Raw genomic sequence first — 13084 nt, 5'->3', positions numbered from 1 at the left:
CTAGATCAGCGACGGCCCCGACACGATCGCGGCCGCGTCCTTTTCGGTGATGCGGACCGTCGCGGTCATCAGCACGTGGGCGATCAGCCAGTCACGCAGGCGCTCGGCACCATCGCCGTCGAGGCTGACGAAGGAACAACCCGCCTGCGCCGACCCCGCGAGGAAATTCACGACCACGGCGCGGCCGCGGATCTCGTCCGGCACGCCATCGCGTTGCAGCACGAAGTCGAAGGCCTGGCCGCTGGCGGGCGGTGTCGCCGACGGATACGAGAAGCCGTCGGCGGAAAGATCGTTGAGCGGGATGCGTGCGCCGTCCATCACCACCCAGAAGCAGGGCTCACCCCTGCGCCGGGCGACGAAGCGCTGGCAACCCCGGCGCTCGACCGATGCTTCGGGCGGCACTGGCGCGGCGCGCGTCCCGCTCATTTCCCGCCGCGCTCCTTGCGGATCCGCTCGACCAGTTGGTCGACGACCTGCAGCGCGCCATCGTGGCTGCCCGCCATCGACGCCGAAGTCAGGAAGCGGCCATCCACCGCCACCGTCGGCACGCCCTGGATCTTCATCGCGCGCGCGAGCTGATCGGCCCGCTGCAGCTTGGAATTGACGCCGAAGGACTTGTAGGCATCCATGAACTTGGCCGGATCGGCCACCTTGCCGTCGATCCACTCGCGCACGCCTTCCTCGGTATGCAGCGGCCGGCGTTCATCCTGCACGGCGACGAACGCCTTTTCATGCAGCGTCTTCAGGTCGCCCGAGGCTTCGGCGGCGTAGAACAGCCGCGCCAGCGCGGCGAGCTGCGGGTTGTTCCAGATCGCCGGAACGTGGCGGAAGCTGACGTCCGCCGGCAGCTTCCTGCTCCAGGCCGCGACCAGCGGGTCGAAGTCGCGGCAGTGCGGGCAGCCGTAGTGGAAGAACTCGATGATCTCGATCTTCGACGGATCGTCGGTCGGCTGGGCCGGATTCAGGACCACGAACGGATCCTTGGCCCAGGCGAGATTGGCGAGCGGCAGGGCTGCGGATACGGCGGCAAGCTGCTTCAGGGCATCACGACGGTTCATTCAGGCTCACTCCAGGTTCGATAACGGCCTTCAGACGCCGGCAACGCCTTCGCGTTCCCGGCCATCCGGAAAGTATCGGGCATCACGGTGCGCTGCGGCTCACCGAAGCATTGAAGCCGGCTTCGGCCAGCCGCGCGCGGGTCGGGTTCATGTCCTCCGGCCGCGAGAACGGGCCGATGCGCACCCGATGCACGACCCGGCCGTCGGCCAGTTGCGCCCGCTGGGCGCTGGCCTCGATGCCGGCCAGCGCCAGGCGCGCCTTCAGGTTGTCGGCCTCGCCCGGATTCTCGAACGCCCCCACCTGCAGGTACAGGCGCTCGGCCGGCTTCACCGACACGTCCTGCACCGGCGCCGGCGCCTGCTGCGCAGGCACGTTCACCACTGGCGGCCGCTGCGGGCGCGCCGGCGGCTCGGCCGGCGCAGGCACGTTGTCGCCGTCGGGCAGGATCTTGTAGAACTCGAAATCCTGCTTCGCCACCGGGCGGTCGCCCGGCTTGCCGGGCAGCGCGGCCGGCGCCTGGCGCTCGCTGGGCGGCATGCGCGAAGCCGTCGGCGCCGACTGGAAGGGATTGGCGCGGGTGAAGTACCAGGCTGCGCCGGCGGCGATCAGCGCACCGAACACCAGGCCGATGAAGATGCCGATCAGGGTACTGCCGCCGCTGCGCGACGGCGCGCGCGCAGGCTTGCGGGCAGATTTGCGATCACGACTCACGAAACTCTCCGAAACTCACATCGATTCCGGCGCCGACACGCCGAGCAGCGCGAGGCCGCTGGCCAGCACCTGGCGCACCGCCCCGGCAAGCGCCAGGCGGGCGAGCTTGAGCGCCTCGTCCTCGACCAGCATCCGCTCGGCGTTGTACCAGCCGTGGAAATCGGCAGCGAGATCCTTCAGATAGAAAGCCACCTGATGCGGCGCATGGTCGGCGGCGGCGTTCTGCACCAGCTCGGGGAAAGCCGCCAGCCGCGCGCACAGCGCCAGCTCGCGTTCGTGCTGCAGCAGGCCGAGGTCGGCACCTGCCAGCTCGGACGCTTCGCCCCCCCATTGGTTCAGCACCGAGCACACGCGGGCGTGGGCGTACTGCACGTAATAGACCGGATTCTCGTTGCTCTGGCTCTTGGCCAGGTCGAGATCGAAGTCCAGGTGCTGGTCCGACTTGCGCAGCACGTAGAAGAAGCGGCAGGCGTCGTTGCCGACTTCCTGGCGCAGCTCGCGCAGCGTGACGAACTCGCCCGAGCGGGTCGACATCGAGGTCTTCTGGCCGTTGCGGTACAGCACCGCGAACTGCACCAGTGCGACTTCCAGCTTTTCCGGCGGCAGGCCGAGCGCGGCGATGGCGCCCTTCACGCGCGGGATGTAGCCGTGATGGTCGGCGCCCCAGATGTCGATGATGCGGTCGAAGCCACGCTCGTACTTGTTCAGGTGGTAGGCGATGTCGGAGGCAAAATAGGTGTACAGCCCGTTCTCGCGCTGCACGACGCGGTCCTTCTCGTCGCCGAAGGCGCTGGAGCGGAACCACTTGGCGCCGTCCTGGACGTAGATGTGGCCCTGCTTCTCGAGCTGCTTGACTGCGCGCTCGACCAGGCCTGTATCGAACAGGCTCTGCTCGGAGAACCACTTGTCGAAGCGCACGCCGAACTCGCCGAGGTCGTCACGGCCGTCGCCGAGCTGTTCGTTCAGCGCGAAGCCATGCACCCAGGCGTAGTCGTCGCCGAGCAGGCGCTTGGCGTTGGCGATCAGCGCGTCGAGGTGCTCCTCGCGCTGCTGCCTGGCTTCGTCGTCGTTGCGCTCGGCGGGCGGCAGGCCCGGCGTGCCGGCCAGCACCTGCCCGGCAGTGACGCGGGCGAAGCGGTCCTGATGGGCATCGCGCATGTCGCGGCCCATTTCGGTGACGTAGTCGCCCTGGTAGGCATTGGGCGGGAAGGCGACCTCGATGCCGAACAGCGCCAGGTAGCGCAGCCAGGTCGACAGCGCCAGGATGTCCATCTGGCGGCCAGCGTCATTGACGTAGTACTCGCGCGTGACGTCGAAGCCGGCGAAGGCCAGCACGTCCGACAGCGAGGCGCCGTAGGCCGCGCCGCGGCCGTGGCCGACGTGCAGCGGCCCGGTCGGGTTGGCGGAGACGAATTCCACCAGCACCTTCACGCCCTTGGCCGCGCCGCGGCCGAAGTCCGCACCCCTCGCCAGCACGCCGGCGACGATCGCGGTCTTGGCATCGGCGGCCAGCGCGAAGTTGATGAAGCCCGCGCCCGCCACTTCGGCCTTGGCCACCAGCTTCGACGCCGGCAGTTCGGCCAGCAGCATCGCCGCCAGCTCGCGCGGGTTGCGCTTCAGCGGCTTGGCGAGCTGCAGCGCGAGATTGGTGGCGAAGTCACCGTGGCTCGCCTGTTTCGGGCGCTCGAGCAGGACGGGGGTATCGGCATGATCCGGTGCCACGCTCTTCAGCGCGGTTTTCAGCAGGTCGGTCAGCAGGGCTTTGGGGTCGGCGCTCATGGCACTCGGCTGGAAATCTAAACGTCGGATTATAGCGGATCGCCTTCCACGCTCCGCGGCTGGCATGTGAGCGCGAATTGCAGCGCGCCGAAAGCAGCCCCTCTATCGCAACAATGTTGCGAATAAAGGGCAAGCCCCATAGAATCCGGTCATGCCTTCCGCCCCGGCCACACTATCCCACCCCCGCCGCGCCGCCACACAACTCCGCCGTGCCGCTTCGCGGGCCCGCGCGGACACGGCCATGGCCCGGCTGATGTGGGCACTGGCATTGGCGCTGGCCCTGCTTGCGGTGCAGGGCGAGGCCAGGATCCACCTCGTCGGCCATGCCGGGGAGCTGCTGCAAGGCGGGAGCGCTACCGACCGGGCCGAAGGCGATGGCGAGCACCTTGCCGGCGCCTGCCTCGAATGCCTGGCGCTGACCGGCATCGACTTGCCGCTGGGCGGCCTTTCTCCCGCCCGCACCCATCACGCGACCTTGCTGCGGCCACCGGAGGCCGCGGCTCTTCCCGCCCCTGACGCGCCCCCGCTCCGGCCGCGCTGCCGCGCCCCGCCCCTGCCTTCCCTGTCCGCCCTGCTGGCTTGAACCGCCACTCCGCTTGAACGCCCGCCGCGCCCGCACTTCGCCTGGCCGCGGCATTTCCATTGCCGGCACCGCCGGCCGGTGGGGCTTGCTGCGGCCCGTCGGACCCGTCCGGCACCTGCGCACACCCCATCCGGACTGAAAGCAACAAGGGAACTCCGATGTCCACCATGCTTCATCCCAAGCCTCGCTCCGCCTTCCCCGCTCTGCACCCGCTCGCCCGCCGCCCTCTCGCCGCCGGCCTGCTGCTCGCCTTCGCCCAGGCACCGGCCTTCGCCGACGAGGCGAGCGACGGCGGCACCACGCTCGCACCGGTCACCGTCTCCGCCAGCGCGCTCACGCTCGGCACCGACGCCATGAGCACGCCGGCCAGCGTGCTCGAAGGCGACGCCCTCGTCCTGCGCCGCGGCGCCACGCTGGGCGACACCCTCGCCAGCGAACCCGGCATCGCCGCCAGCCACTTCGGCGCCGGCGCCAGCCGGCCGATCATCCGCGGCATGGACGGCCCGCGCGTCAAGGTGCTGTCCGACGGCGCCGAGATCATGGATGCCTCCAGCATCAGCCCCGATCATGCCGTCGCGCTGGAGCCGATGCTGAGCCGCCAGATCGAGGTGCTGCGCGGCCCGTCGGCGCTCGCCTACGGCGGTGGCGCCATCGGCGGCGTGGTCAATGTGCTCGACGACCGGGTGCCGACCGCGGTACCGGAAAAAGGCGTCGAAGGCAGCATCGAGCTGCGTGCCGGCAGCGCTGCCCGCGAGGGCGCCGGCGCCTTCGCGATCACCGCCGGATCGGGCAACGTCGCCGTCCACGCCGAGGGCCTGAAGCGCGACGCCAACGAATACCGCGTCGGCGACGGCTGGCACGACGGCCGCCGCGTCGACGGCAGCTACAACACCACCGACAGCGGCAGCCTGGGCCTGTCCTGGGTCGGCGAGCGCGGCTACCTCGGCGTCGCCTGGAGCCGCCAGCGCAACGAATACGGCCTGCCCGGCCACAGCCACGAATACGAGGACTGCCACCCGCACGGCGACCACCTGCACTGCGGCGGCCACGACGATCACGGCCATGGCCACGACGACGATGACCACGATCACGATCATGGGCACGCGCACGGCATTCCCTACGTCGAACTCGACAGCAAGCGCTGGGACCTGCGCGGCGAACTGCTCGACCCGCTGCCCGGCTTCACCCGGCTGCGCCTGCGCGCCGCGCACACCGACTACGTGCATGACGAGATCGAGAAGGAAGACGGCGAGCGCCACATCTCCACCCGCTTCCGCAGCAAGGCCCACGACGGCCGCCTCGAGCTCGAACACGCCCCGCTCGCCGGCTGGCGCGGCGTCGTCGGCCTGCAGACCTCGCGCCGCGACTTCAGCGCCAATGGCGAAGAAGCCTACGTCCCGCCGACGCTGACGAGGAAGCACGCCGTCTTCCTGGTCGAGGAATACGCGCTCGGCGACTGGCGCTTCGAAGCCGGCCTGCGTCACGAATGGCAGGACATCGACGTCGACTCGGCGCAGCGCGACCGCAGCCACCGCGGCAATTCGCTGTCGCTCGGCGCGGTGTGGAACTTCGCCCCGCAGTACGCGCTGGGGCTGTCGCTGTCGCGCACCCAGCGGCTGCCGAGCGCCGAGGAGCTCTACGCCAACGGCATCCACCTGGCGACCAGCACCTGGGAAGTGGGCAACCCCGATCTGAAGGCGGAGACTTCGCGCAACATCGACCTGTCGCTGCGCAAGACCGAAGGCGCCACCACCTTCTCGGTCGGTGTCTTCCACAACCGGGTCAAGGACTACATCTATGCCAACACCCTGGATGTGCACGAAGGTTTCCAGTTGATCGAGTACGCCCAGCGCGACGCCCGCTTCACCGGCATCGAAGGCCAGCTCCGCCAGCAGTTGAACCCGATCTTCGGCGCCACCGTGTTCGGCGACTACGTTCGCGCCCGCCTCGACAGCGGCGGCAACCGCGACCTGCCGCGCATTCCCGCCCACCGCATCGGCCTGCGGCTGGACGCCGGCTGGAACGCATGGAGCGGCGAAGCCGAGATCTACCGCGTCGGCCGGCAGAACAAGGTCGCCGAATTCGAGAGCGAAACCGCCGGCTACACGATGCTGAACCTCGGCGCCAGCTACCGCGGCAAATACGAAGGCATGCCCTGGCTGCTCTACGTCAAGGCCAACAACCTGACCGACAAGCTCGCCTACAACCACAGCTCCTTCATCAAGCACGCCGCGCCGCTGGTCGGGCGCAACGTCACGGTGGGCGTCAGGCTGGACTTCTGACCGCCACACGGCCCGCCGCCCATGGGCGGCGGGTGATCGTTCCACTTCGCGCCCCGCGGCGCTCAGGCGCCCAGCCAGGCTTTGAGATTCATCGCCATGTGCACCGCCCACAGCACGGCGAGCGCCAGGCCGGGCAAGACGCCATCGGCCATCTCCAGCACGCCGATGCTGATGAACAGGCACACGAAGCCGCCGACCGCGAACGTGGCAGTGATGAGCAGCAGGCTGAGGGCGAAGGGCAGCAGCCCCTGGCGCTCGATCTGCCCGCCGCTGCTGACCGACAGCACCCAGCGCCAGATCAGGAAATGCCCGAGTCTGACGACCGCGTCGGGATCGCTGCCGCACTCATCGAGCACACGATCCATCCGAGGGCAGGTCACGACGTCCCCCAAGCGGTACCGCCCGAAATCGATATAGGCCCGGCTGCGCCAGTGCCCTTCCCACGCCATCTCTCCCGTCACGGACCTCACCGGCCCCGGGAAAACCACCCTGAAGTAGGGAGGCCGCTGCTTGCCTGCCATCGTCGTTCGTTCCTTGACATCCCCAGCCGCCGCGACACTCCCGCGGCCAAGCATTCCGCATATGCCGCAGAACTATACTTCCGGTCGACGAAAAAAAATATACCTTCAGACGGCATCGCGGTTGCTAGCGTTGCATCCATGCAACCCTACCTCGAACGCGACGCCTTCAGCACCCGCCTGCGGGAAGCCCTCGTGCGCGTCGCGCCCGATGCCGCACGGCCGACAGCGCTGGCCCGCGAATTCAACCGCCGCTACGCCGGAGAGCCGGTGACGCTGCATGCCGCCCGCAAGTGGCTGGGCGGCGACGCCATCCCGGCCCAGGACAAGCTGCGCGTGCTGGCCGACTGGCTCGGCGTCAGCGCCGAATGGTTGCGCTTCGGCGCGGGAAATGCGGCTTTCAGCGCCAGGGAGCCGGGGGCGGCGTTCGATTATCAGTTGATGCGCGACATCGCGGCGCTCAGCGACGCCCATCAGCAGGTCGTCAGGGATCTGGTCAAGTCGCTGCACCAGGCGGAAACCCGCTAGAACGCGGCGGTCACGCGCCCACGCCCAGGCTCACCCGTTCCCCGCCCGGCGCTTTCCGGCTAAAGTCCGGCCTTTGCCGCCGCCCCCCTTCCGCCGTGCGCCTCTTCCGCCTCATCAAGATCGTTTCCGTCAGCCTGCGCTTCGGCCTGGACCGCCTGATCCTCGACGCCGACAGCAGCGGCCGGCTGGCACGGGTCTGGCAAGCCGTGTTCTTCTGGCGCAGCTTTGCCCAGCCGCGCGGCGTGCGGCTGCGCCTCGCGCTGGAGTCGCTCGGGCCGATCTTCGTCAAGTTCGGCCAGATGCTGTCCACCCGCCGCGACCTGCTGCCACCCGACCTCGCCGACGAACTCGCGCTGCTGCAGGACCGCGTGCCGCCGATTCCGATCGAGCAGGCGCTCGGCGTGCTGGAAGGCTTCTACGGCCGGCCGATCGACGAGGTATTCCGCGACTTCGAGCGCACGCCGGTGGCGTCGGCCTCGGTGGCGCAGGTCCATTTCGCCCGCCTGCCGGACGGCACCGAAGTGGCGGTCAAGGTGCTGCGGCCGGGCATCGACCGCGTCATCGCCCACGACCTCGCCCTGCTCGAAGCCGCGGCGATGCTGCTGGAAAAGGTCTGGCCGGAAGGCCGGCGGCTGAAGCCGCGCGAAGTGGTGGCCGAGTTCGACAAGCACCTGCACGACGAGCTCGACCTGATGCGCGAGGCAGCGAACTGCTCGCAGCTGCGGCGCAACTTCAAGGATTCCTCGCTGCTGCTGGTGCCCGAAGTGCACTGGGACTGGTGCGGCAACAGGGTCATGGTGATGGAGCGGATGCACGGCGTGCCGATCTCGCAGACGCCGGCCCTGCTCGCCCAGGGCAACGACCTGAAGGCGCTGTCGCGCGCCGGCGTCGAGATCTTCTTCACCCAGGTGTTCCGCGACGGCTTCTTCCATGCCGACATGCACCCGGGCAACATCTTCGTGCATCGCGACGGGCGCTACATCGCGCTCGACTTCGGCATCATGGGCACGCTCAACGAGGTGGACAAGAACTATCTCGCGCAGAACTTCCTCGCCTTCTTCAAGCGCGACTACCGGCGTGTGGCCCTGGCCCACATCGAAGCCGGCTGGGTACCGGCGAAGACCCGGGTGGATGAGTTCGAGGCGGCGATCCGCACCGTCTGCGAACCGATCTTCGACAAGCCGCTGAAGGACATCTCCTTCGGCAAGACCCTGCTGCGCCTGTTCCAGACCGCGCGCCGCTTCGAGATGGAAGTGCAGCCGCAACTGGTGCTGCTGCAGAAGACCTTGCTCAACATCGAAGGCCTGGGCCGCCAGCTCGACCCGGAGCTGGACCTGTGGAAGACCGCCAAGCCCTTCCTCGAACGCTGGATGGACGAGCGCATGGGCTGGCGCGCGCTGGTGCACGGCGTCAAGGAAGAAGCCCCCGCCTGGGCCGGCGCGCTGCCGCAGCTGCCGCGCCTGATCCACCAGAACCTGACCGACGCCGGCAGGCAGCAGGCCGCCCAGCAGCAGCGCCTCGACCAGCTCGCCGCCGGCCAGCGCCTGCAGGGACGCATGCTGGCCGTGATCGGCGCACTGGCCGCGGCGCTGCTCGGCCTGGAGCTGTACCGCCTGTTCGGCTGAACGAATCCCGCCTGCCTCCGTCCAATTCCGCAAAGCGGCCCTGCCAGAACAATCCTGCGGCGCCCGCGCCAAAGCGGGACGGGAGGTGTGCCATGGAGAAGACAGCCCTGCGGCCGTCCGCGCCGCATTCCCCGCTGAAGATCATCGGTGCCGGCTCCGCGCTCGGCGCCCCTCACTCCGGCAGCGCCGCCGCGCCCGACGCATTGCGGCAAGGCGGCCTGGCCGAACGCCTGGCCTCGATCGGGCTCACCGTCGAATGGAGCACGACGCTGGAAGCGCCTGCCGCCGCGTCGGCCGCTGCCGGCATGGATGCGCGCCTGCAGGCCAACGGCGACTTCGCCCGCCGCCTCGCCGACCAGCTCGCCGCGCTGCCGGCCGGCACCACCGCGCTGGTGATCGGCGGCGACCACGCCGTCGCCACCGGCACCTGGCGCGGCATCGCCCGGCGCGCCGGCCACGCTCCCGGCCTGATCTGGGTCGATGCCCATCTCGACAGCCATACCGCCACCACCACCCATTCCGGCAACATCCACGGCATGCCGCTGGCGGCGCTGCTGGGCGAAGGCGATCCGGCCCTGGCCGGCATCCCCGGCCCGCGGCTCGATCCGACACGGGTCTGCATCGTCGGCGCGCGTGCCTGGGAAGTGGAAGAGCTGCAGTTGCTGCAGCGGCGCGGCGTGCGCATCTTCGACATGGCCGAGATCAGGCGGCGCGGCCTGACAGCGGCGTTCCGCGACGCATTGACGATCGCACGCGCGGGCGGGGGCGGTTTCGGCCTCAGCCTCGATCTCGACGCACTCGAGCCGCAGGCCGTGCCCGCCGTGACCTGCCCGGAAGCCGGCGGCCTCGACCCCCGCGAGCTCGCCGACGCCTTGCTGGCGCTGCGCAGCTGCGACGATTTCCTCGCCCTCGAGATCGTCGAATACCGCCCCGATCTCGATGCCGACGGCCGCAGCGCGCACTGGGCGCTCGAATTCGCCGCAGCGGCGCTGGGCCCGGACAGCAGCGAACTGCGCGAGCGCGAACGGCGTCATGGCGCCGCCAACTATGCGCCGCTGCCGGTGGTGTTCCAGCGCGGCGAGGGCGTGTGGCTGTGGGACGTGGAAGGGCGGCGTTATCTCGACATGATGAGCGCCTATTCCGCCGTCAGCTTCGGCCACAGCCACCCGCGCCTGGTGCGCGCACTGACCGAACAGGCGCAGCGCCTGGCGCTGACTTCGCGTGCCTTTTCCAGCGACCGCCTGCCGGTCTTCCTCGAACGCCTGTGCGCCACCTTCGGCTACGAACGCGCACTGCCGGTCAATACCGGCCTGGAAGCCGTCGAAACGGCGCTGAAGGCGGCGCGCAAATGGGGCTACAAGGTCAAGGGCATCGCCGAGGACGAAGCCGAGATCATCGCCTGCGACGGCAATTTCCACGGCCGTTCGATCGCCATCGTCGGCTTTTCGTCCCATCGCCAGTATCGCGACGGCTTCGGCCCCTTCCCGCCCGGCCTGCGCCGCATCCCCTATGGCGACGCGGATGCGCTGGAAGCGGCGATCACGCCGCGCACCGCGGCCTTCCTGGTCGAACCGATCCAGGGCGAAGGCGGCATCGTCGTGCCGCCGGCCGGCTACCTGGCACGCTGTGCCGAGATCTGCCACCGCCACGGCGTGCTGCTGATCGCCGACGAAGTCCAGACCGGGCTCGGCCGTACCGGCCGCCTGCTGGCCTGCGAACACGAAGGCGTGCGCCCCGACGGCCTGATCCTGGGCAAGGCGCTCGGCGGCGGCCTGCTGCCGGTTTCGGCCTTCCTCGCCGACTGCGCGGTGATGGACGTGTTCCGCCCCGGCGACCACGGCTCGACTTTCGGCGGCAATCCGCTGGCGGCCGCGGTCGGCACCGAAGTGCTCGCGCTGCTGGCCGAAACCCGGCCCTGGGAGCCGGCCGAACGGCTGGGCGAAGCGTTGCGCATGCAGTTGCGCGCCGCCGCGCCGCCCTGCGTGCGCGAGGTGCGCGGGCGCGGCCTGCTGGTCGGCATCGAGCTCGACCCCGCCTTCAGCGCCGCTCGCGCCGCCGAATGCCTGCTGGCACGCGGCATCGCCACCCGCGACACCAACCGCAACGTGCTGCGGCTGGCGCCGCCGCTGATCATCGACGAAGCGGTGCTGCGCGAAGGCGCGAACGTCGTCATCGACACGCTGGCCAGCCTGTCGGACTGACGGCGCCGGCACGGCCATGCGGGTGCGGCACAGCAGTGCCGGGCCCGCTCCGGGGTCGTTTCCGGGTGGCCTGCCGCGCCCCCCTCCCCGCCTTCTCCGGTACTCCATCGGGCAACCGCTCGAACAGAGGCAAATTGCACTGCAACACGCGGCCGATTCGTTGCTAGAATTCGCCGGTTTTGCCGTCGTTCCACCGGATTCGCCCCCTTTCCCCCGGCCCCCTACCCGCCGCCTGGAGACGCCCAACATGATGTTCTGGCTCGTCGTCGCCTACCTGGTCGTGTCCATCGCGATCGGGCTCATCGCCGCCACCCGGGTGCACAACGCCCGGGACTACGTCACCGCCGGCCGCAACCTGCCGATGGCAGTGGTGCTGGCAATGGTGTTCGCGACCTGGTTCGGCGCCGAAACGGTGCTCGGCATCTCGGCCACCTTTCTCGAGGAAGGCTTTCGCGGCCTGATCTCCGACCCGCTCGGCGCCTCGGTCTGCCTGGTGCTGTTCGGCCTCGTCTTCGCCCGTCCGCTGTACCGGCTCAACCTGCTGACGCTGGGCGACTTCTTCCGCATGCGCTACAACCGCACGACCGAGCTGGTGCTGTCGATCTGCATCGTGCTGTCCTACCTGGGCTGGGTCGCGGCGCAGGTCACCGCGCTCGGCCTGGTGTTCAACGTGCTGTCGGCGGACGCGGTGTCGATGAACCAGGGCATGCTGATCGGCGCCTCGGTGGTGCTGCTCTACACCTTGTTCGGCGGCATGTGGTCGGTGGCGGTGACCACTTTCGTGCAGATGATCGTCATCGTGCTCGGCCTGCTCTACGTCACCTGGCTCGCCGGCGACATGGCGGGGGGCTTCGAGGTCGTGGTGTCGAAGGCCGCCGCCGAAGGCAAGCTCGACTTCCTGCCGACACTGGACCTTCTCGACATCATCGGCTGGATCGCCGCCTTCGCCACCATGGCGCTGGGCTCGATTCCGCAACAGGACGTGTTCCAGCGCGTCAACTCGTCGAAGAACGAATTCGTCGCCGTCTGGGCCACCACGCTCGGCGGCGTCAGCTATTTCTTCTTCGCCGCGGTGCCGCTGTTCCTGGCCTACACCGCCAACATCATCGACCCGGCGATGGTCGAGCGCCTGATGGAGCAGGACTCCCAGCTCATCCTGCCGACCCTGGTGCTGCAGTACATGCCCTTCTACGCCCAGGTCATCTTCTTCGGCGCGCTGCTGTCGGTGATCATGAGCACGGCTTCGGGCACGCTGCTGGCGCCGTCGGTGACCTTCACCGAGAACGTGCTGCGCGGCTTCATCCCGGGCATGAAGGACCATCAGTTCCTGTGGAGCACCCGCATCACCATCACCGTGTTCACCGCACTGGTGACCTGGTACGCCACCGGCACCGACGCCTCCATCCACCACATGGTCGAGAACGCCTACCGCGTCACGCTGGCCGGCGCCTTCGTGCCGCTGGCCGCCGGCCTGTTCTGGAAGCGGGCCAACAATCTGGGCGCGGCGCTGGCGGTCGGCCTCGGCCTGGGCACCTGGATCCTGTGCGAGATCTTCGTCGCCGAAGGCGATATCGAGCCTCAGCTCTACGGCCTGTGCACCAGCGCCCTCGGCATGCTGATCGGCGGCCTCGTCGGCCCGCACCCGGCATCCGGCGCCCATCGCACCGCACACTGAGCAAAACCGCGGGCAGCGCCGGCGAGCGCAGCCCGCCTCGCCGGCGCTCCCGGCGCCCGGCTTTGATGGTGATCAACGAACGGCCCGCCCCGCTCGTCTAAGGTGGTGGAGTTTTTCCCGTTC

The 13084-nt window shown here is 69.3% G+C and carries 11 protein-coding genes; 6 read left to right on the top strand and 5 right to left on the bottom strand.

All coding sequences use genetic code 11. The features are described 5' to 3' along the window. The 4 genes from ACNQFN_RS03490 to argS all read right to left on the bottom strand — a co-directional run bounded on the left by ACNQFN_RS03490 (position 1) and on the right by argS (position 3549). On the bottom strand, positions 1–426 hold the full coding sequence (locus ACNQFN_RS03490; RefSeq protein WP_418647965.1) for a PilZ domain-containing protein: 426 nt from the start codon (positions 424–426) through the stop codon (positions 1–3). Beyond that, on the bottom strand, positions 423–1058 hold the full coding sequence (locus tag ACNQFN_RS03485) for a thiol:disulfide interchange protein DsbA/DsbL (RefSeq protein WP_068636268.1): 636 nt from the start codon (positions 1056–1058) through the stop codon (positions 423–425). The genes ACNQFN_RS03490 and ACNQFN_RS03485 overlap by 4 nt, the downstream gene beginning before the upstream one ends. 82 nt (positions 1059–1140) lie before the next feature. Next, positions 1141–1770 carry an SPOR domain-containing protein gene (locus ACNQFN_RS03480; protein WP_418647964.1) on the bottom strand — a complete coding sequence of 210 codons (630 nt, stop codon included), beginning with the start codon at positions 1768–1770 and terminating at the stop codon, positions 1141–1143. Positions 1771–1785: 15 nt separating this feature from the next. Further along, positions 1786–3549, bottom strand: a complete 1764-nt coding sequence (gene argS / locus ACNQFN_RS03475; RefSeq protein ID WP_418647963.1) for an arginine--tRNA ligase — start codon at positions 3547–3549, stop codon at positions 1786–1788. Positions 3550–3790: 241 nt separating this feature from the next. Between argS and ACNQFN_RS03470 the strand changes: the two genes are divergently transcribed. Together ACNQFN_RS03470 and ACNQFN_RS03465 are read left to right on the top strand one after the other, a co-directional pair. Then, positions 3791–4132: a hypothetical protein gene (locus ACNQFN_RS03470; RefSeq protein ID WP_418647962.1), complete on the top strand. Its 342-nt coding sequence runs from the start codon at positions 3791–3793 to the stop codon at positions 4130–4132. A 158-nt stretch (positions 4133–4290) separates the two neighbouring features. After that, positions 4291–6414: a TonB-dependent receptor domain-containing protein gene (locus tag ACNQFN_RS03465; RefSeq protein WP_418647961.1), complete on the top strand. Its 2124-nt coding sequence runs from the start codon at positions 4291–4293 to the stop codon at positions 6412–6414. Between the two features lie 62 nt (positions 6415–6476). Here the strand turns inward: ACNQFN_RS03465 and ACNQFN_RS03460 are convergent, their stop codons facing one another. Then, the gene (locus ACNQFN_RS03460; RefSeq protein ID WP_418647960.1) at positions 6477–6935 is read right to left on the bottom strand and encodes a hypothetical protein; all 459 of its coding nucleotides are present in this window, start codon (positions 6933–6935) and stop codon (positions 6477–6479) included. A 138-nt stretch (positions 6936–7073) separates the two neighbouring features. Between ACNQFN_RS03460 and ACNQFN_RS03455 the strand changes: the two genes are divergently transcribed. From ACNQFN_RS03455 to ACNQFN_RS03440, 4 genes are all read left to right on the top strand, one after another. Then, a complete protein-coding gene (locus ACNQFN_RS03455) occupies positions 7074–7460 on the top strand; it encodes a hypothetical protein (protein ID WP_068636262.1) in 387 nt (128 codons plus the stop codon). Positions 7461–7555: 95 nt separating this feature from the next. Beyond that, on the top strand, positions 7556–9085 hold the full coding sequence (gene ubiB, locus ACNQFN_RS03450) for a ubiquinone biosynthesis regulatory protein kinase UbiB (protein ID WP_418647959.1): 1530 nt from the start codon (positions 7556–7558) through the stop codon (positions 9083–9085). 92 nt (positions 9086–9177) lie between these two features. After that, a complete protein-coding gene (rocD, locus tag ACNQFN_RS03445) occupies positions 9178–11286 on the top strand; it encodes an ornithine--oxo-acid transaminase (RefSeq protein ID WP_418647958.1) in 2109 nt (702 codons plus the stop codon). 247 nt (positions 11287–11533) lie between these two features. Beyond that, the gene (locus ACNQFN_RS03440; protein ID WP_068636259.1) at positions 11534–12961 is read left to right on the top strand and encodes a sodium:solute symporter family protein; all 1428 of its coding nucleotides are present in this window, start codon (positions 11534–11536) and stop codon (positions 12959–12961) included. The last annotated feature ends 123 nt before the right edge of the window (positions 12962–13084 follow it).

Origin of the sequence: Thauera butanivorans, assembly GCF_048398245.1 — a bacterium.
Classification (GTDB): domain Bacteria; phylum Pseudomonadota; class Gammaproteobacteria; order Burkholderiales; family Rhodocyclaceae; genus Thauera; species Thauera butanivorans.
Note: the sequence above shows the minus strand (reverse complement) of the source record. Positions and strands in the feature narration are given on the sequence as shown.